Raw genomic sequence first — 18194 nt, 5'->3', positions numbered from 1 at the left:
CCCCTCAGGTGCCTGACGCCTGCGCGTGCAGTCGTGCCCCGCCGCACTCATCGGACAGCCCCGCGAAGGAGTACGCATGTTTCCGCTGAATTCGCTGATTCCGCTCAGAACCCGCCGCCGCATCGTCCCTCCCGCCCGCACCGCCCTCGTGGCGCTGGGCTCGCTCACCCTCCTGGCCGGATCCGTCAGCGTCCCGTCAGCGGCCGCCGCCACGGCCGAGGCGCGGCAGTCGACACGCGACGCGTCCGTGGCGCTCGACTGGTACGACACGACGGCCGCGACCGTCGCCGCGGGCGGCGCCCCGACCCAGATCACCAACAGCCGTACCTGGGCCATCAGTTGGCTGTCGGCGGCCCGGGCCGTACGGGAGGCGCCGTCGGGTGCCGGCCGGCGCGACTTCCAGGACGCGGCCCTCGCCACCGCCGTGCACGACTCCCTCGTCACCCTCGTCCCGTCGCGCGCCGAAGCCCTGGACACGGCGCTGCGCACGACGCTCGACCGCGTCCCGGACGGACCCGCCGAGTCGGCCGGCGTGGCGGCCGGCACCCGCCAGGCCCGTCTGGTGCTCGCGTCCCGTGAGGGCGACGGCCTGGACCCGGCTTCGGTGAACGCGCCGTTCACGGTGCCCCCGGCGGCCCCCGGGGTATGGCGGCCGACCCCGCCCGCCTACGCTCCGGCCGCGCAGTACGGCAACCGGCTGGCCAGGCCCTTCCTGCTGGACAGCGCCGACCGGTTCCGGCTCCCCGCACCCCCCGCGCCGGACTCGGCGCGACACCGTGCCGATCTGGCCGAGGTGCGCGCGTACGGCGCCGTCAACAGCGCCGTACGCACAGCGCACCAGACCGAGACCGCCACGTTCTGGCTCGGCTCCTCACTGACGCTGTACACCGAGCCGCTTCGGGTCGCCCTGTCCAGGTCGCCGCGGTCACTCGCCGAACGGACCAGGCTGGTGGCGCTGTTCCACGTGGCCCTGGTGGACACGCAGATCGCCACCTCCGACAGCAAGTACGCGTACCAGACCTGGCGCCCGGTCACGGCCATCCGCACCGGCACGATCGACCCCGACCCCGCGTGGACGCCGCTGCACACGACGCCGGCCCACCCGGACTACCCCAGCGGCCACAACACCTACTCGGGGGCGGCGGAGGCCGTGCTCTCGGCGCTGACCGGGCCTCGTACGGCCCCGTTCGAGCTGACGAGCCCCACGGCACCCGGAGTGACCCGCACGTACACGTCCTGGAACAGGCTGTCGCAGGAGAACGAGGACGCCAGGGTCTTCTCGGGAATCCACACCCGCTCCGCCGACAAGGCCGGCCTTGTGCTCGGCAAGCGCGTGGCGGCACACGCGCTGCGCAACGCGGGGCGCCTGTTCGGCGAGCTGTGACGGGGAGGGGACTCGCTCGACCACTCGACGCCGGGGCGTCGAGTGGTCGGGTTGAGGCCTCGCCCCAGCGGCGTAGCCTGGAATGAGACCGGGCGCGGGACTCGCGGAAGTCCAGGAGCGACGCACGAGGAGCGATGGCCATGGGCAAGCCCTCGGTGGAACAGTTGCGGGAGCGCGTACGCGGGGCGGTCATCACCCCCGGCAGCGACACCTACGACGAGGCACGCAAGGTCAACAACGCCATGATCGACCGCCGGCCGGCGGTCGTCGTCCGGTGCGCCAACGCCGGAGACGTCATGACCACGGTCGACTTCGCACGCGAGGCGGAGGCCGATCTGGCGGTGCGCGGGGGCGGTCACAGCGTGCCCGGCTTCGGTACCTGTGACGGTGTGGTGGCCGACCTGTCCGGCATGCGCGGCGTCCGCGTCGATCCCGGGCGCCGGACGGCGCGCGCGGAGGGGGGCACGACCTGGGGCGACTTCAACGCGGCGACCCACGCATTCGGCCTCGCCACCACCGGCGGGATCATCTCCACGACCGGGGTCGGGGGGCTCACGCTCGGCGGGGGCATCGGATACCTGTGCCGGGGGCTAGGCCTGAGCTGCGACAATCTGATCTCGGCCGATGTGGTGACCGCGGACGGCCGGTTCCTCGTCGCGAGCGAGCAGGAACACGAGGACCTGTTCTGGGCCCTCCGCGGCGGCAGCGGCAACTTCGGTGCGGTGACCTCCTTCGAGTTCCGGCTCGGTCCGGTCAAGGACATCTACGGCGGACCGATCCTCTACGAGCTGGAGCATGCCGAGGCCGTGCTGCGCGCGTTCCGCGAACTCATCGCCGACGCACCGGAGGAACTCGGCGGGTTCCCCGCCTTCCAGATCGCCCCACCCCTGCCGTTCATCCCGGAGGACCGCCACGGCGAACCGTTCATCCTGATCGTGGCATGCTGGGCCGGACCGCTCGATCAGGGGGAGCGCGCTGTCAAGGTGTTCCGTGACATGGCACCGGTGGTCGCCGAACACGTCGGCCCCATGCCGTATCCCGCCCTCAACAGTGCGTTCGACGCACTCGTACCACCTGGCCTGCAGCACTACTGGAAGGCCAATTTCGTGACCGAGCTGAGCGACGCCGCGATCGCGGCGCACCTCGAGCACGCACCGCGCCTCCCTGTCGTCAACTCGACCGTCCACATCTACCCCGTCAACGGCGCCTGCCATCGCGTGGCACCGGACGCGACGGCCTTCGCGTACCGGGACGCCACGTTCGCCATGGTCATCGCCGGCATGTGGCCGGACCCCGCGGACAACGAGGCCAACATCGCCTGGGTGCGCGACTACTACGCGGCGATCGCCCCGCACTCGGAGGAGGGCGGCTACATCAACTTCATGGCCGGGGACGACCAGGACCGGATCAGGACGAACTTCAAGGGCAACTACGACCGCCTCGTCGAGGTCAAGCGGGCGTACGACCCGGGCAACCTGTTCCATGTGAACCAGAACATCAAGCCGTAGCCACGAAGGGCGCCGGCGGCGTCCATGATGGAGGTGGGACCGGGGCTTGACGGAGGGGAAACATGGCCGTTGGTCCTAGCCTCGTCCGGCCGACCCGTTCATGGCGTGCGGGTTTTCGTGCATGCGCCAGGAACGGTCGCACGGCTCACCCGCTTTGCGCCGATCAGTACGCGGTAACGCCGCCGTGCCGCGAAGTCCGTCAGGCGCCACACGGCCGGCCGGCCCACCTCCCTGCTGAGGTGGAGGACCGCGTCCTGGCCGACCGAGACGCCGATATGCGCGCCGTAGGGATCATCGGTGGCGTTGAAGAGAAGCAGATCCAGCGGCCGGGCGATCGCGACACGGACGGTGGCCTCGGTGTCCTCCCACAGATCGCTGGAGCGCAGGGCAGGCGGGGCCATGTCGAAGTGCCTGAGGACCTCGTAGGCGAACAGCTGGCAGTTGGCACCCGCTGCGAGGCCGGGCCGGTCGGCCACGGAGGCCGACCCGGGGAAGCGGGAGCCGACGTAGGGGACGGTCCAGAAGGCGTCCGGCAGCCGGGACAGGAGCGGTTCCATATCGCCATCATGGCCCGGACAGCATGTCCCTGTTCCTGCCCGCAGCCGGTGCGCGGGGGCTTGATGGTGTGACGGGGTGCCAGGCGCGGGCGGATCCGGGACCGCGCCGTGCCGTCCTGTCCGTCGGCGGTACCTGCCGCGGCGGCCGATGCGCCTTCCGCAGGAGGGCGCCGCCGATCTGGTTGAAGCCGATCCGGTTGAAGATGAACCGGGCGCTGGTCGCCCGGGGCGTGCTCGCCTCGCCGACGGCCCGGTGCATGAAGGCCACCGTGCCGGGCGCCGTGAGGCCGATGCCGATGCCGATGCCGAAGCCGGTGAGCCCGAGGGCGAAGGACAGCGCGGAGGCCATGTCGACCCCTGCACGAGTAGGCCCCGCCCGGATGGGCGGGGCTTCGTGCTGTCCGGATGCGTCCGACGCCGTCCGGGCGGACGCTGGGGGCATGGTGGAGGAGGCGCCCGTGATCGTTCACCCCCTGTCGCCGGAGGGCGGCAGGCCGGTGACGATTCGCGGTGAGCCCGTGGGCGTGGCGTTGCACCTGCTCGACGTAGTGGAGTTCCTGCGCCGTGCGGGGCTGCCGGAGACTGATACGGCGATTGACGACCCGGAGCTGATCGAGTGGCGTGGGGGCGGCCCGGAAGTGTGGTTCGAACCACCCGGCCGGCCTACGCGGCGGTGACTCCCTTCTCCGTGCATGGAGCCTTGTCGCCCAGGCGGCGCGCGGCGAGTAAGAAACCCCCTCCGGCAGCGCAATGACAATCGGTGAGCTGCTGATCGCATGGCGCCACCGGGGCGGGGTGTGGCAGAGCGGCCGTCTTCCTGGACTCGGCACAGCCGAAGGCGAGTGCATCGCGGAATCGGCCACCGCGGCATGGAGGCCGGGATCGTGGTCCGGGTGGGGATGGCAGGATGCGAATCCCCGCCCCGGTCACCGGCGCATGAGCGTGGTTCCCAATGGCGGTCCCCGTTTCTGCCGCGGCGGCGGCGAGACCGATCCGGACGCTTGCTCCTGTGCGCGCGAACCCCGCGTCGATGTGCCACGCGGGGCATACGGCGGCTCCAGGTCAGGCGGGAGTGACGTTTTCGGCTTGCGGACCCTTGGGGCCCTGAACCACGTCGAACTGGACTTTCTGGCCTTCAGTGAGTTCGCGGTATCCAGTGCTGGCAATGGCCGAGTAGTGGACGAAGACGTCCGGGCCACCGCCATCCTGGGCGATGAAGCCGAAACCCTTCTCCGCGTTGAACCACTTGACAGTGCCGGTGGCCATTCTGATCTCCTTCATGGGGGCGAAGTGCGTCCCGCGTGCGGCGGTTGCCCTGTGATCGTCACCCTAGCCCGGGACCATGAGAAGCAGCCACGCCCATGCCACCGTCATGGCGTACCTCCACGCGTGATCCGGCGCGGAACACGCGCGGAGCACTCACTCACGGCACCCCCGCCCCCTACGTGGTCGGCGCACTCAGAGCCTTGAGTGGAGCGTTCAACTTCAGCGAGGCACGCTGTACCCATGCGGTCGCTCTTCCGTTCGCCTCCTCGACCAGGAGCGGGCGGTCAAAGTGGGGTCCTCTTCACGCTGGCGAAATGTGTGCCCTTCGTGCTCGTGCTGGGCGTGCTGGGCATCGAGCTCTCGCCCGCACACGAGCTGGTCACCGGCCCTGTCCTCACCACAACGCCGGCACTGGCCGCGCTGACGATGGGCCCGATGGGGACCCTCTCCGCGGCAGCCGTCGCCCTGGCCGTGAACGTGACCACTGCGACCTACAACCAGGCGTGGGGTACGCATCAGGTCGTCGGCAACTTCCTGGGGCTGCTCGTGGTGTCCGTGGCCAGTGTCATCCTGAGTAACGCGGTGCGTGCGCGCAGGCAGATCGAGCTCGACCAGATGCGCCGGATCGCCGTGGCAGCTCAGGAGGTCGTCCTGCGGCCCGTTCCCGAGCGCCTGGGCCCGGTGCGGGCGGCCAGCCTGTGCCTCGCGGCTGGGACGGGGGCACAGATCGGCGGTGATCTGTACGAGGCTGTGCAGACGCGGTACGGCGTCCGGCTGGTCGTGGGGGACGTCCGGGGCAAGGGGCTGTCTGCCGTGCGCGCGGTCGCTGTGGCGTTGGGCGCGTTTCGGGAGGCCGTGCACTACGAGGACGAGCTGTCGGAGGTCATGGACCGCTGCGCGGCCGCGCTGCGGCGGGAGGCCGCCGTACCGGGTACGTACTCTCAGGCAGAACTTCCTGAAGTTCTGATGGAGGGATTCACCACCGCGCTCATGGCCCAGGTGCCGGACGAACACGTGGTGCAACTGGTCAACCGTGGCCATCCGCCTCCGCTGGTGCTGCACCACGGCAGGGTTCAGACCCTGACGCCCGCCTCGCCACTGCCGCCTCTCGGCCTGGAGGACCTCTTCAACGGCCCTCCCGCCAAGCCCGAGAGCTATCCGTTCGTACCGGGCGACCGCCTGCTCCTGTACACCGACGGCGTGATCGAGTCCCGCAATCGCGACAACGACTTCTTCGCCCTGCCGGAGACCATGGAGGGGATAGGTGCCGGCACCACCCCGTCGGAGTTCCTGGCAGAACTCCACAAGGCATTGATCCGCCACACCGAGGGTCACTTGGCGGACGACGTGGCGATGATCTTCGTTGACCGACTCGACGAGGAAGCCGGCGAGTAGATCAGCGCAACCGCTGCCTCCTCAGGTGACAGGCCGCGATGCTCGTCGAAATCCGCTTTCTCTACGGGGCCGAACCGGGGACCCCGTGAGCGGGCGCTCTGTGGGGTCCTGCTCCGTCGGACCCTGGACCCTGCTCCGCGTTCGGCCGACCAGTCGGCGACACGCTGCCGGCACAGCCGAAGACGACATCGGCCTGCCGCGGCGCGACTGTGCGAATGAGCCGGTCGGCCGTCAACGCGGGACAAAGAGGCGGCAAAGTCGCCGTGGCCTTGTCGGGACCCGACGCGTCGGCGAAGCCGCTGGCCAGGCCGGGTGCGCCGGTCCTTTCGGCATGCACGGATCACCCGACGAGCGCGCTCACGAGGAGGTCGTCGATGCCTACCGCGCCCAGCTGCGGGCGATGACCGACGGCGACACCGACGCTCTCGACGTACTGCTCGGCGACGGCCTCACCCTCACCCACATCACCGGATACGTGCAGCCGAAGGCCGAGTGGCTTTCGCAGATGCGAGCCGGACGGTTCGTCTACCACGAAGTCGTGCAGAAGAACGTGACCATCGAGGTCGAGGTCGACACGGCCCGCCTCATCGGCCGGATCGTCACGGACGCGACGGTGCACGGCACGCACGCCGACCGGCGGCTGCGACTGACCATGGAGTACGCCCGCGAGAGCGGCACCTGGTCACACTCCGCTCGGTCGCCACGACCTGGTGACCGGCCCTACGCCTGGCTCCGCACGGCGTCCCAGGGCGGGTGAACGCCCTGCGGAAGGGCGGCGGAGACCTGGTGACCGGCCCTTCGCCTGGCTCCGCACGGCGCCCCAGGGCGGGTGAACGCCCTGGGGAAGGGCGGCGGATGGCGTGATCACAGGGCCCTCGGCCGACGCGCCCCTCAAGTACGAACGAGCAGATGCAACTCGAAGCTGTACCGCGACGCCCGGTAGAGATGGCCGGCGTGCTCCACCACGCGCCCCGTCACGTCGTAGGCGATGCGCTCCATGCTGAGCAGCGGCGCGCCCTTCGGCTCCCTCAGCAGTGCGCCCTCCTCGGCGGTGGCCGCGCGGGCGCCGATCGTCTGACGGGCGCTGTGCAGAGTGACCCCCGCGCCGCGCATCAGCCGGTACAGGCCGGTCTTCTCCAACTCCTCCCCGCGCACGTCCAGTAGCCCCCCGGGCAGGTGGTTGCGCATCACGGCCAGCGGCTCGCCGTGCGCGAGGCGGAGGCGCTCCACCAAGGTGACGGCGGCGCCCTCCGCGATCCGGAGCGCCGCCGCGACGTCCGCGCTCGCCTCGACCGTGCGCACGTCGAGCACCCGCGTCGCGGGGCACTGCCCGGCCGCCTCCAGGTCGTCGTACAGGCTGCTGAGTTCCAGCGGCCGTTTGACCTGGCTGTGCACGACCTGGGTGCCCACGCCGCGCCGGCGCACGAGCAGGCCCTTGTCCACGAGGGCCTGGATCGCCGTCCGGACCGTGGGCCTGGACAGGCCCAGCCGGGCGGCGAGTTCGATCTCACTGCCCAGCAGGGAGCCGGGCCGCAGCCGGCCCTGCTCCACGGCCGCCTCGAGCTGCTGGGACAGCTGGAAGTAGAGCGGAACGGGGCTGGAGCGGTCCACTCCCAGCAGCAGGTCTGCCAGTTCGGCTCTCTGGTGCGTCATGTGCGGCACTCTAATTGCGCGTTACTCAAATGTTAAGACATCAGATCTTCACGTTGTCCTGCCGTCGTGGAACCCTCCAGTGGCACTTGACCGAGGGAGACCCATGAATGTGCTGACCAGATGTGCAATGGCGCTCACTGGCGCCGTGTCCCTTTCGCTCCTCCTTGCCGGGTGCGGTGACCCGGGAGACAGTTCGAGTTCCTCCAACACGCTGAAGATCTCGGCCAACGCGATCTCCGGCGGCAAGAACGCCGCACAGGCGGACTGGATCCAGAAGTGGGTCATTCCGCAGTTCGTCAAGGCGCAGAAGGCCAAGGGCGTCGACGTGAAGGTCACGTTCCAGCCGAGCGGCGTGGAGGACGAGCAGTACAAGACCAAGCTGGCCCTCGACCTCCAGTCGGGATCGGGTCCCGACGTGTTCGACATCGACGGCATCTGGGTCGGCGAGTTCGCCGAGGCGGGCTACATCAAGCCGCTTGACAGCGTTGTCAAGACGGCCGGCGACTGGGACGGCTGGAAGCAGATCCCCGAGGCGGTGCAGCAGCTGGCCTCCTTCGACGGCAAGCGCTACGGCATCCCCGGCGGCACCGACGGGCGGGTGATCTACTACAACAAGGAGCTGTTCAAGAAGGCGGGCCTGCCCGAGAACTGGCAGCCCACCAGCTGGGACGAGATCGTCGCGGCCGGCGAGAAGCTGAAGTCGCAGGACGGCGTCACCCCGATCCAGCTGAACGCCGGCACCGCCATGGGCGAGGCCACCACCATGCAGGGAGTCCTGCCGCTGCTGGCCGGGACCGGGGAGCCGGTCTGGGCGGACGGCAAGTGGACGGGCGCGAGCGCGGGCGTCAAGGAGGTCCTCGGCCTCTACCAGCGGATCTACTCCGAGAAGCTGGGCGACCCGCTGCTGCAGAAGGAGGCCCAGGGCCGGGACAAGTCCTTCCAGGAGTTCGCCGAGGGCAAGATCGGCATGCTGCTGGAGGGCGACTACTTCTGGCGCAGCGTCATCAACCCCAAGGACGGCGTCGCGCCGATGGCCGACCGCGACAAGACCGTGGGCTATGCCAAGATCCCGGCGACGGCACCGGGCCGGGGCGTGAACGGGCAGGACTTCGTCTCGTACTCCGGCGGCGGCGTGCAGACGATCAACCCCGCCGGCAAGAACAAGGACCTCGCCTTCGAGCTCATGGCCTTCATGAACTCCGCCGAGGCCATCAAGGCGCAGCTGGCCGGCGAGGCCCGGATCACCGCCCGCACCGACGTCAACAACGAGGTGCTGGCGGGCGACCCGATGCTCGGCTTCATCTCGAAGGAGATTCTCCCGCTGACCTCCTACCGCCCGCCGCTGGCCGCGTACACGCAGGTCTCCACGGCGCTGCAGGAGGCCACCGCGGCGGTCCTCGACGGCAAGGACCCCCAGGCGGCGGCGAACGACTACCAGAAGAAGCTGGAAGGGGCCGTGGGCGGTGCCGGCAACATCAAGTCCTGAGCTCGACGCCGGTGCGCCGAGCAAGGACCCGGAGGAGCGCCCGACCGCAGGCGCCTCCTCCGCCCCCGTCCGGGCCGGCGGCGACGCCGCCGGCCTGGGCCGGGCCCGCGCCGCCGCCTTCGTCGTCCCCTCCCTGCTGCTGATCGCGGCCTTCCTGCTCTTCCCCGCGCTGTGGACCATCTACCTGGGCCTCACGGACTACCGGCTGACCGGACTGGCCGCCGCCGACCCGCAGTTCGTCGGTCTCGACAACATGACCGCGGCGCTCGGTGACGACCGGTTCGGCAACTCGCTGTGGCTGACCGTGGAGTTCGTCCTCGGCTCGGCCGTCATCGGCCAGTCCCTGCTCGGCTTCGGGATCGCCTGGTCGATGCGTGAGCGGCGAGGGGCGCTGCGGCGGCTCGTCGAGGCCCTGGCGCTGCTGGCGTGGGTGCTGCCCAGCTCGGTCGTCACGTTCCTGTGGATCGCGCTGCTCGACCGGGACGGCGGATCGCTCAACGCCCTGCTGCACACGCCCGGCACGGGCTGGCTGCTCGAGTACCCGATGGCGTCGATCATCGTGTTCAACATCTGGCGGGGCGCCGCGTTCTCGATGATGCTCTACGCGGCCGCCCTCGGGAACGTGCCGCCGTCGCACATGGAGTCGGCGCGGCTGGCCGGTGCCTCGACCTGGCAGCAGCTGCGCGACGTGGTGCTCCCGCGGATCAAGGGGCACATCCTGACCAACCTGCTGCTCATCAGCCTCTGGACCTTCAACGACTTCACCGCGTTCCTGCTCACCGCGGGCGGTCCCGAGGACAAGACCGAGATCATGCCGGTGTTCATCTACAAGCTCGCGCTCAACAGCGGCGAACTCGGCTTCGGCGCGGCGATCTCGGTACTCATGCTGCTGTTCAACCTGGTGATCGCGCTGTTCTACGTGCGGATGCTCAGGCAGCGGAAGGACGAGACCGCATGACCTCCACCGAATCCGTCCTCCGGCCGGACGGCAAGGAGCGCGCGGCGCGGGGCGCGGAGCACGCGGCCGGCCTGCTCCAGGCCCGGCGCACGGCGGCCACCGTCGGCTTCTACACCTTCGTGTGCCTGCTGATCGCCTTCTTCGCGCTGCCGTTGCTGTGGCTGGCGTTCGCCCCGTTCGACGAGGCTCCGAGCGTCACCGCCTCGCTGCCGGACTTCACCCTGCGCAACTTCCAGGTGCTCGCGGACAACCCGTACGCGCTCACGTCGCTCGGCAACTCGGTGATCCTGGCGGCCGGCACCGGTGGCCTGACCGTCGTCCTCGCGGCCCTGGCCGCCTACGCGCTGAGCCGGGTGCGGCTGCCGGGACGCGACGCGCTGCTGTACGTCATGCTCCTGCTGTCCTCGATCGTGACCGGGACGGCGGCCATGGTGCCGCTGTTCAACCTGGCCTTCGAGCTGCACCTGATCGACTCCCAGCTCGGCGTCGTCCTCGTCATGACCGGCGGCCTGCTGCCCAGCGCGATCTTCATCCTGAAGGACTTCATGGACGGCACGCCCGTGTCGTACGAGGAGTCCGCCCGGGTGTTCGGCGCCTCGCCGCTCCAGATCGTGCGGCACATCGTGGTGCCGATGGTGCGCCCGGGCCTGGCGACCATCGCCGTGTGGGCCGTGGCCCAGGTGTGGGGCAACTTCCTCGTCCCGTTCCTGCTGCTGCGTACGCCGGAGAAGTCCCCGGCCGCCGTCGTGATGTACACGTTCTACACCGAAGGCGGACAGCCGAACCTCGCCCTCATCTCCACCTTCTCCCTGCTCTATTCGCTTCCGGTGATCCTGATGTTCCTGTTCGTCAGCTCCCGGTACGGATTCCGGTTCCACGGAGGTATCAAGCGCTGATGGCATCCATCACCATGAGCGAGCTCGTGAAGGTCTACCCCGGCGGGGTCCGCGCCCTGGACTCGGTCGACCTGAACGTCGAGGACGGGGAGTTCTTCGCGCTGCTCGGCCCGTCCGGCTGCGGCAAGACCACGCTGCTGCGCACCATCGCGGGTCTGGAGGCGTCCAGCGGCGGCACGATCCACATCGGCGACCGGGACGTGACCGCCCTCGCCCCCGGGCGGCGCGACGTCGCGATGGTCTTCCAGGACTACGCGCTGTTCCCGCACATGACGGTCACCGACAACATCGCCTACCCGCTGCGCATCAAGAAGGTGCCCACCGCCGAGCGCACCGGCAAGGCCGCCGAGACGGCCGCCGAGCTTGGCCTGACGGACTATCTGCGGCGGCGGCCCGGACAGCTGTCCGGCGGCCAGCAGCAGCGCGTGGCGCTGGCCCGCGCGATGGCCTGCCACCCGCGGGTCTTCCTGTTCGACGAGCCGCTGTCCAACCTGGACGCGCGGATGCGGCTGGAGGCCCGTACGTTCCTGAAGCGTCTGCAGCGCGAGCTCGGCGTGACGACCGTGTTCGTCACCCACGACCAGGCGGAGGCGCTCGCGCTCGCCGACCGGATCGCGGTGATGGAGGGTGGCCGGATCCGCCAGCTGGGCACCCCCAAGGAGGTGTTCCACCGCCCGGCCAACACCTTCGTGGCCTCGTTCATCGGCTCCACCCCGATGAACCTGCTGGACGCCGTGGTGGCGGAGCGGGGCCTGGAGATCGGTGACGCGGTGCTGCCGGTCCCCGCCGGGTTCGCGGGCGTGCCGACCGCGGGGGAGAAGCTGGTCCTCGGCGTCCGGCCCGAGTATCTGGCCTACTCCGCGCAGCCCGTCGAGGGCGCGCTGTCCGGCGAGGTCACCGTGGTCGAGAACCTGGGCAGCGCGCAGCTGGTCACCCTGTCCGGCGAGGCGGGAGACGTCCAGGTGGTCGTCGACGAGGACGCGGTGCTGGCCGCCGGCGACCGGGGCTGGGCCGTGCCGCGCGCGGACCGCGTGCTGCTCTACCGGGACGGCGACCTGGTCACCGCGGGCGCCGGGACGGCCGCGTGACCGGCGCCACCACCGTCCACCGGGGCCGCTGGTCGCTGCAGGACAGGCTCGACGCGATGCTCCGGGAGCTGCCGTTCGAGGTGGCTCCCGGCACGGCCGGCATCACCGTCGAGTTGGAGTTCGACCGCACCCAGGGGGTGCTGGACCTCGGCTGTCTGGGCGCGGCGGGTTTCCGCGGCTGGTCGGGCGGCGCGCGGGACACGTACACCGTCACCGCGGGCTGGGCGACGCCGGGTTACCTCCCCGGCGAGCTGGAGCCGGGGCTGTGGAACGTACTGCTGCGGCTGCACCGCATCCCGCCGGGCGGACTCGACTACGAGGTGCGCGTGCGGCCGCTCGGTGCGCTCCCGGCAGCTCCGCCCGCCCCGAAGGGACCGGATCCGGTGCCGCGGCCTCCCGCCCACGAGCGCCGGGACATCCCGGAGCTCGACGGGATGCGCTGGTACGCCGGCGACTTCCACAGCCACACCGTGCACAGCGACGGCGCGCTGAACGTCCCCGAGCTGGCGGCACTCGCCCGCGGCCAGGGTCTGGACTTCCTCGCCGTCACCGACCACAACACCGTCAGCCACCACCCCGAACTGCCCGCCGCCGGCGCCCGGTACGGCATCAGCCTGCTGCCCGGCCAGGAGGTCACCCGCGACGACGGCCACGCCAACGTCTTGGGCGACACCGGATGGGTGGACTTCCGGGGGACCGCCGGCTCCTGGCGCGAGCACGCCCGCACGCACGGCGGGGTGATGTCCGTCAACCACCCGCTGGGCGGCGACTGCGCCTGGCGGCTGCCCCTCGCCGACCGCCCCCGGCACGCCGAGATCTGGCACTCCGGCTGGTACGACCGCCGCTGGGGCGCGCCGCTGTCCTGGGCACAGGCCTGGCGGCCCGACGTCATCGCCATCGGCGGCAGCGACTTCCACCGCGAGGGCGCCGACGGACTGCCCGGCTCGCCCACCACATGGCTGCTCGCCGAGGACGACAATCCCGCCGCCCTGCTGACCGCCCTGGCCGCCGGGCGCACCGCGGTGTCCGCCGGACCCGACGCCACGCTGCTGCTGCGGCTCGGGGACGAACTGCTTCTGCTCGGCGCCGACGGCACCGTCCTGGTGCGCCCCGACGGGTGGCGCGAGGTCGTGCACGGCGACCGCACCATCCTGCCCGGCGGCGACGGCCCGTACCGCCTGGAGAGCCACGAGAACGAGGTGATCGCACTGTGCCAGTGACCATCGAGCCAGTGACCGTCAGGGTGGCGAACGCGCCGGTCAACTTCGGCATCTACCGTGCCGACCGCGCGCCGCTCGCCGCCACCGAGCTGCTGGCCGAACTGGCCGACGCGGGCTACGACGGCATCGACTCCGGTCCCATCGGCTATCTCGGCACGGCCGGCACGCTGACCGGGCACCTCGCCGACGCCGGCCTCGCACTGGCCGGCGGCTGGATCGATCTGCGCTACGGCGACGAGGGCGGCTTCACCGCCGACCTGGCCGGCCTCGATGCCGCCCTGGACGTCTTCACCAGTGTGCCCGTCGCCGACCCCCGCTTCGCCCCGCGCCCCACCCTGGCCTGTCCCGACAACCCCGAGCGCTGCGCCCGTCCCGGGCGCGCCCACGGCACCGTCGCGGACTGGGCGGGCTTCGCCGCCCGGGTGCAGCGGGCCGCCGACCGGTGCCGCGACCGCGGCCTGGAGCCGGTGTTCCACCACCATCTGGGCACCGACGTCGAGAGCGCCGAGGAGGTTGAGCGGCTGCTGGAGGCCACCGACGTCTCGCTGTGCCTGGACACCGGCCACCTCCACCTGGCGGGCGGTGACCCCCTTGCCGCGCTGCGCGACTGGGCGCCGCGGATCAAGCAGGTGCACATCAAGGACGCTTCTCGCGAGCGCCTGGAGGCCACCGTCGCGGCGGGTGGCGACTTCACGCAGGCGGTGCGCGACGGCGCGTTCCGCCCGCTGGGCGAGGGCGAGATCGATCCCGCCGACGTGGTGGCCGTGCTGCGCGAGACCGGCTACACCGGCTGGCTCGTCGTCGAGCAGGACGCCCCCGAGACCGGCACCCGGCTCGGCGACCTGCTCGCCGCCCAGCGGGCCAACCGCGAGGCGCTGCGAAAGGCGGGCATCCGATGACCCCGGTCTCCGTCGCGGTGGCCGGCCTCGGCACCATCGCCCAGACCATCCATCTGCCGCTGCTGGAACGGCTCGCCGGCCGCTTCACCCTGGCGGCCGTCGCGGACGTCTCGCCCGCTCTCACCGACCGGATCGGGCAGCGGTACGGCGTCCCGCCGCAACGCCGCTTCACCGACGTCGGGGCCCTGCTGGGGTGGGGCGGGTTCGACGCGCTGCTCCTGCTCACCTCGGGCACCCATGCCCCCGCCGCGGCCGACGCGCTGCGCCGCGGGCACGCCGTACTCGCCGAGAAGCCCCTCGGCTACGCCCTGCGGGAGATCGACGAGCTGGCGGGGCTCGGTGAGGCCGTCACCGACCGGCTCATGGTCGGCTACATGAAGCAGTACGACCCCGCGGTGCGGCGCCTGGCCGCGCTCGTCGAACGGATCGGCGGGCCCGGCGCGATCCATGCGATCGACGTCACCGTGCTCCATCCGTCCTCAGCGGCCCAGCTGGCCTTCGCCCAACTGCCGCCGCCCGCGGGCGACGTACCCGCGGCCGAGTCGGCCGCGCTGCGCGCCACTGCCGAGGAACCGCTGCGCACCGCCCTCGGCGAGGAGCCGGCCGGGCCGCTGCGGGAGTTGTACGGGATCATCATGAACAGCATCTGCCACGAGCTGTCCCTGATCCGCCTGCTCGCCGGAGTCCCGGCCACGGTCGACCACGTCGCCCTGTGGCCCGCGAAAGGCGCGGGCGAGGGCGACCCGCCGTCCGTCGAGCTGTCCGGCGCACTGCCGGCCGGCGGCCGCTACGGCATCCGCTGGCTCTACCAGCCCGACTACCCGGCGTACCGGGAGACGGTCGCCGTCCACCACGCGACCGGCTCCGCCGAACTGGTCTTCCCCGCCCCGTACCTGCTGGGCGTCCCGACCCTGCTGACGGAGACCAGCGGCCGGCACGAGGAGCTTGCCCGTACGGAGTTCCGCTCGCCCGTCGGGGGATTCGAGGCCCAGCTGACGGCGTTCCACGCCCTCGTCACACGGGGCACGCCCCCGCTCTCCGGCATCCGCGCCGCGGCGGCCGATCTCAGTTTCGCCCAGCAGGCCGTGCGGCGCCTCGCCGCACAGGACGGCCTCGAACCCGCCGGGGAGACGGCACATGCCTGAACTCGTGATCGTTCCGCACACCCACTGGGACCGGGAGTGGTACCTGCCCTTCCAGCGCTTCCGGTTGCAGCTGGTGGCGCTCCTGGACGAACTGCTGGACCGGATGGAGCGCGATCCGCGCCACCGCTTCACCCTCGACGGGCAACTGGCCGCCGTGGACGACTACCTGGAGGTGCGCCCCGAGGCGCGCGAGCGGGTGGTGGCCCTGGTGAAGGCCGGGCGGCTGGCCATCGGCCCGTGGGACATCCTGATGGACGAGTTCCTGTGCTCCGGCGAGCAGATCGTCCGCAACCTCGAACGCGGCATCCGCCGCTCCGGCGAGCTCGGTGGCACCATGCCCGTCGGCTACCTCCCCGACATGTTCGGCCACATCGCGCAGATGCCGCAGATCCTGCGGGGCGCCGGCCTGGACCACGCGTGCGTCTTCCGCGGTGTGCCGAGCGCCGTGACCACCGACACCTTCGCCTGGACCGCCCCCGACGGCACCGCCGTACGCACCCGCTACCTGCCGGCCGGCGGCTACGGCAACGCCGCCGGGCTGCTCGCCGACCGCGGCGCGGTCGCCGAGCGGATGCGGGAGCTCGTCGGGCGGATGGGCATTTGGGCGCTGCCCGACGGCGGCCCGCTGCTCGGCATGTACGGCTCCGACCACACCGCGCCCGAAGCGGACGCCCCCGACCTGCTGGCCGCGGCCGGTGAGGCGACCGGCACCAGCACGCGCCTGGCCACGCTCGCCGCGTTCTTCGCGGAGCTGCCCACCACCACCGACGGGCTGCCCGCCGTCCACGGCGAGCTGCGCTCCCACGCCCGCGCCAACATCCTCCCCGGCGTCAACTCGGTGCGCCCGCACCTGAAGCAGGCGATGAGCCGCGCCGAGCGGGCCGTCGAACGGTACGCCGAGCCGATGGCGGCACTGTACGGCGACGGCGGCGAGCAGCGCTTCCTCGACATGGCCTGGCAGCGGCTGATCGCCGTCAGCTGCCACGACTCGGTCACCGGCTGCGGCTGCGACGAGACCGCCCAGCAGGTCGGTGCCCGGATGGCGGAGGCCGAGCAGCTCGGCCAGGCAGTCTGCGACCTGATCGGCACCCGGCGCGCCGCGGACGTCCCGCAGGACGCGCTGCTCGTCTTCAACCCCTCGCCATGGCGGCGCACCGGCGTCGTCTTCGCCGAGACGGACCGGCCGGGCGTCGAGGTGCTGGCCGACGACGCCGGCGTACCGGCGGAGGTCGCGCTGACCCGGGTGCACGGCACGGAGCTGTACGGGCGGCACATCACCGGCTGGACACTGAGCGACGACGACGCGACGCTGACCTTCGAGGTCGCCCGCCACCCCAGCGGCGCCTTCGACGTCGCCGAGGTGAAGGAGGCGCTGGGCGCGGACGGCACCGACTGGCGTCGGCGCACCCTGCGGGTGCGGATCCTCACCGCCCCCGGCGAGAGGGTCCCCGTCTGGGCGGACGTCCCGCCGCTGGGCTATGCCGCGGTGCGCCCGCCGGCCCCGGGCACCGCCCCGCTGCCACCGCATGACGTACGGGCGGACGGCCGGGTGCTCGACAACGGCCTGGTCCGTGTCGAGGTCCTGGGAGACGGCACGTTCAGCCTGACCGGCGCCGACGGCACCACCGCCGCGGGCCTCGGCGCACTCGTCGACGGCGGTGACCTGGGCGACACGTACAACTACGCGCCGCCCGCCGCCGATGTGCTGGTCACCGAGCCGGAGTCGGTGCGGGTCACCCGCACCGCGGCCTCTGCGCTGCGCGCCGCGCTCGAGATCGAACGGCGCTACTCTTGGCCCGCCTCCGGCGACTTCGCGGTGGACGGCCGCTCGCCGCGTACGGAGCCCGTCACGGTCACGATGCGCGTGGAGCTGCGCGCCGCCGAGCCGTACGCGCGGATCGCCGTCGAGTTCGACAACCGCTGCGACGACCACCGGCTGCGCCTGCATCTGCCGCTGCCGCAGCGGACCGGATCCTCCTTCGCCGAGGGCCAGTTCGCGGTGGTCGAGCGCGGCCTGACCGCCGAGGGCGGGGGCGGCGAGCACCCGCTGGCGACCTTCCCGGCCGCGGGCCTCGTGGCGGCGGGCGGGCTCGCGGTGCTGCTGGAGGAGTACAGCGAGTACGAACTCGTCGACGGTGGCCGCGAGCTGGCCCTCACCCTGCTGCGCTCCGTCGGGCAGCTGTCGCGCAACCGGCACGTCCACCGCGACGAGCCTGCCGGGCCGCAACTGCCCACGCCCGAGGCGCAGAGCCGCGGCCGCCGGAGCGTGATGCTGGCACTGCTGCCCTACGGCGGCTCCTGGCCGACGGGCGCGGACGCCGTGCTGCGCGCGGCGGAGGAGTACCGGCACGGCCTCTTCGCCGTACCGGGGCGGGCCGAGCCGTCCGCGCCACTGCCGGACGAGGTGAGGGGACCGGCGGTCGGCGGCTCCGGTGTGGTGCTGACCAGCGTGCGGGAACGCGACGGCTGGACGGAGGTGCGGGTCGTCGCCGAAGGCGGCGAGGCCACCGAGGCCCTGGTCGAGGGCGGGTTCACCCGGGCGCGGCGCGCCGACCTGCTGGGCCGGCCGGGCGAGGCGCTGGCCGTGACCGAGGGAGCGGTGCGGCTGGCGCTGCGGCCGTGGGAGATCGCGACCCTCCAGCTGGGCCGCTGACCGGCCCGGACGTCGGGGCGCGCCGCGCCCCGGCGTCCGCGGGCACGTCCCCCGTGCCGTCCGGCACGCCGGAGAGCCGGTCAGGC

The 18194-nt window shown here is 71.9% G+C and carries 17 protein-coding genes; 13 read left to right on the top strand and 4 right to left on the bottom strand.

What is annotated here, in order from left to right:
- The first annotated feature begins 76 nt into the window (after positions 1-76).
- Both ACFV9O_RS07880 and ACFV9O_RS07875 read left to right on the top strand, forming a co-directional pair.
- On the top strand, positions 77-1384 hold the full coding sequence (locus ACFV9O_RS07880) for a vanadium-dependent haloperoxidase (RefSeq protein WP_385413760.1): 1308 nt from the start codon (positions 77-79) through the stop codon (positions 1382-1384).
- A 140-nt stretch (positions 1385-1524) separates the two neighbouring features.
- On the top strand, positions 1525-2892 hold the full coding sequence (locus ACFV9O_RS07875) for an FAD-binding oxidoreductase (protein WP_385413758.1): 1368 nt from the start codon (positions 1525-1527) through the stop codon (positions 2890-2892).
- A gap of 98 nt (positions 2893-2990) precedes the next feature.
- On the opposite strand, the gene ACFV9O_RS07870 is transcribed toward ACFV9O_RS07875, so the two are convergent.
- Positions 2991-3449 (bottom strand): hydrolase, encoded by a 459-nt coding sequence (locus ACFV9O_RS07870; RefSeq protein WP_385413756.1) that lies wholly within the window; start codon positions 3447-3449, stop codon positions 2991-2993.
- A gap of 7 nt (positions 3450-3456) precedes the next feature.
- Entirely contained in the window at positions 3457-3798 is a 342-nt protein-coding gene (locus ACFV9O_RS07865; protein WP_385413753.1) for a hypothetical protein, read from the bottom strand.
- A gap of 91 nt (positions 3799-3889) precedes the next feature.
- Between ACFV9O_RS07865 and ACFV9O_RS07860 the strand changes: the two genes are divergently transcribed.
- Entirely contained in the window at positions 3890-4126 is a 237-nt protein-coding gene (locus ACFV9O_RS07860) for a hypothetical protein (protein WP_385413750.1), read from the top strand.
- Positions 4127-4511: 385 nt separating this feature from the next.
- Here ACFV9O_RS07860 and ACFV9O_RS07855 read toward each other — a convergent pair whose 3' ends face one another.
- Positions 4512-4715, bottom strand: coding sequence for a cold-shock protein (locus ACFV9O_RS07855; protein WP_385413748.1), 204 nt, complete (start codon positions 4713-4715; stop codon positions 4512-4514).
- A gap of 318 nt (positions 4716-5033) precedes the next feature.
- Here ACFV9O_RS07855 and ACFV9O_RS07850 point away from each other — a divergent pair, with 318 nt between their 5' ends.
- Together ACFV9O_RS07850 and ACFV9O_RS07845 are read left to right on the top strand one after the other, a co-directional pair.
- Positions 5034-6110, top strand: coding sequence for a PP2C family protein-serine/threonine phosphatase (locus ACFV9O_RS07850; RefSeq protein WP_385413745.1), 1077 nt, complete (start codon positions 5034-5036; stop codon positions 6108-6110).
- Positions 6111-6441: 331 nt separating this feature from the next.
- The gene (locus tag ACFV9O_RS07845; RefSeq protein ID WP_385413742.1) at positions 6442-6867 is read left to right on the top strand and encodes a nuclear transport factor 2 family protein; all 426 of its coding nucleotides are present in this window, start codon (positions 6442-6444) and stop codon (positions 6865-6867) included.
- A gap of 134 nt (positions 6868-7001) precedes the next feature.
- Here the strand turns inward: ACFV9O_RS07845 and ACFV9O_RS07840 are convergent, their stop codons facing one another.
- The gene (locus ACFV9O_RS07840) at positions 7002-7763 is read right to left on the bottom strand and encodes a GntR family transcriptional regulator (protein WP_385413739.1); all 762 of its coding nucleotides are present in this window, start codon (positions 7761-7763) and stop codon (positions 7002-7004) included.
- A 145-nt stretch (positions 7764-7908) separates the two neighbouring features.
- Between ACFV9O_RS07840 and ACFV9O_RS07835 the strand changes: the two genes are divergently transcribed.
- The 8 genes from ACFV9O_RS07835 to ACFV9O_RS07800 are packed head-to-tail and all read left to right on the top strand — an operon-like array spanning position 7909 to position 18108.
- The gene (locus ACFV9O_RS07835) at positions 7909-9249 is read left to right on the top strand and encodes an extracellular solute-binding protein (protein WP_385413738.1); all 1341 of its coding nucleotides are present in this window, start codon (positions 7909-7911) and stop codon (positions 9247-9249) included.
- Positions 9227-10207, top strand: coding sequence for a carbohydrate ABC transporter permease (locus ACFV9O_RS07830; RefSeq protein WP_385413735.1), 981 nt, complete (start codon positions 9227-9229; stop codon positions 10205-10207). The genes ACFV9O_RS07835 and ACFV9O_RS07830 overlap by 23 nt, the downstream gene beginning before the upstream one ends.
- The gene (locus ACFV9O_RS07825) at positions 10204-11103 is read left to right on the top strand and encodes a carbohydrate ABC transporter permease (protein ID WP_385413732.1); all 900 of its coding nucleotides are present in this window, start codon (positions 10204-10206) and stop codon (positions 11101-11103) included. Before ACFV9O_RS07830 ends, ACFV9O_RS07825 begins: the two co-directional genes overlap by 4 nt.
- Positions 11103-12191, top strand: a complete 1089-nt coding sequence (locus ACFV9O_RS07820) for an ABC transporter ATP-binding protein (protein ID WP_385413729.1) — start codon at positions 11103-11105, stop codon at positions 12189-12191. Before ACFV9O_RS07825 ends, ACFV9O_RS07820 begins: the two co-directional genes overlap by 1 nt.
- Positions 12188-13411, top strand: a complete 1224-nt coding sequence (locus tag ACFV9O_RS07815) for a CehA/McbA family metallohydrolase (protein ID WP_385413726.1) — start codon at positions 12188-12190, stop codon at positions 13409-13411. The genes ACFV9O_RS07820 and ACFV9O_RS07815 overlap by 4 nt, the downstream gene beginning before the upstream one ends.
- An 11-nt stretch (positions 13412-13422) precedes the next feature.
- Positions 13423-14310, top strand: a complete 888-nt coding sequence (locus ACFV9O_RS07810) for a sugar phosphate isomerase/epimerase family protein (protein WP_385413724.1) — start codon at positions 13423-13425, stop codon at positions 14308-14310.
- Positions 14307-15455 (top strand): Gfo/Idh/MocA family protein, encoded by a 1149-nt coding sequence (locus ACFV9O_RS07805; RefSeq protein ID WP_385413721.1) that lies wholly within the window; start codon positions 14307-14309, stop codon positions 15453-15455. Before ACFV9O_RS07810 ends, ACFV9O_RS07805 begins: the two co-directional genes overlap by 4 nt.
- Positions 15448-18108, top strand: coding sequence for an alpha-mannosidase (locus ACFV9O_RS07800; RefSeq protein WP_385413718.1), 2661 nt, complete (start codon positions 15448-15450; stop codon positions 18106-18108). Before ACFV9O_RS07805 ends, ACFV9O_RS07800 begins: the two co-directional genes overlap by 8 nt.
- Positions 18109-18194: the final 86 nt, after the last annotated feature.

The sequence above is a fragment of the Streptomyces sp. NPDC059909 genome (assembly GCF_042730885.1).
Lineage (GTDB): Bacteria > Actinomycetota > Actinomycetes > Streptomycetales > Streptomycetaceae > Streptomyces.
Note: the sequence above shows the minus strand (reverse complement) of the source record. Positions and strands in the feature narration are given on the sequence as shown.

Coding starts and splice junctions, on each gene's coding strand:
- ACFV9O_RS07855 (WP_385413748.1), bottom strand. CDS start 4,715: ATGGCCACCGGCACTGTCAAGTGGTTCAACGCGGAGAAGGGTTTCGGC.
- ACFV9O_RS07840 (WP_385413739.1), bottom strand. CDS start 7,763: ATGACGCACCAGAGAGCCGAACTGGCAGACCTGCTGCTGGGAGTGGAC.
- ACFV9O_RS07860 (WP_385413750.1), top strand. CDS start 3,890: ATGGTGGAGGAGGCGCCCGTGATCGTTCACCCCCTGTCGCCGGAGGGC.
- ACFV9O_RS07865 (WP_385413753.1), bottom strand. CDS start 3,798: ATGGCCTCCGCGCTGTCCTTCGCCCTCGGGCTCACCGGCTTCGGCATC.
- ACFV9O_RS07820 (WP_385413729.1), top strand. CDS start 11,103: ATGGCATCCATCACCATGAGCGAGCTCGTGAAGGTCTACCCCGGCGGG.
- ACFV9O_RS07800 (WP_385413718.1), top strand. CDS start 15,448: ATGCCTGAACTCGTGATCGTTCCGCACACCCACTGGGACCGGGAGTGG.
- ACFV9O_RS07825 (WP_385413732.1), top strand. CDS start 10,204: ATGACCTCCACCGAATCCGTCCTCCGGCCGGACGGCAAGGAGCGCGCG.
- ACFV9O_RS07875 (WP_385413758.1), top strand. CDS start 1,525: ATGGGCAAGCCCTCGGTGGAACAGTTGCGGGAGCGCGTACGCGGGGCG.
- ACFV9O_RS07870 (WP_385413756.1), bottom strand. CDS start 3,449: ATGGAACCGCTCCTGTCCCGGCTGCCGGACGCCTTCTGGACCGTCCCC.
- ACFV9O_RS07805 (WP_385413721.1), top strand. CDS start 14,307: ATGACCCCGGTCTCCGTCGCGGTGGCCGGCCTCGGCACCATCGCCCAG.
- ACFV9O_RS07880 (WP_385413760.1), top strand. CDS start 77: ATGTTTCCGCTGAATTCGCTGATTCCGCTCAGAACCCGCCGCCGCATC.
- ACFV9O_RS07845 (WP_385413742.1), top strand. CDS start 6,442: ATGCACGGATCACCCGACGAGCGCGCTCACGAGGAGGTCGTCGATGCC.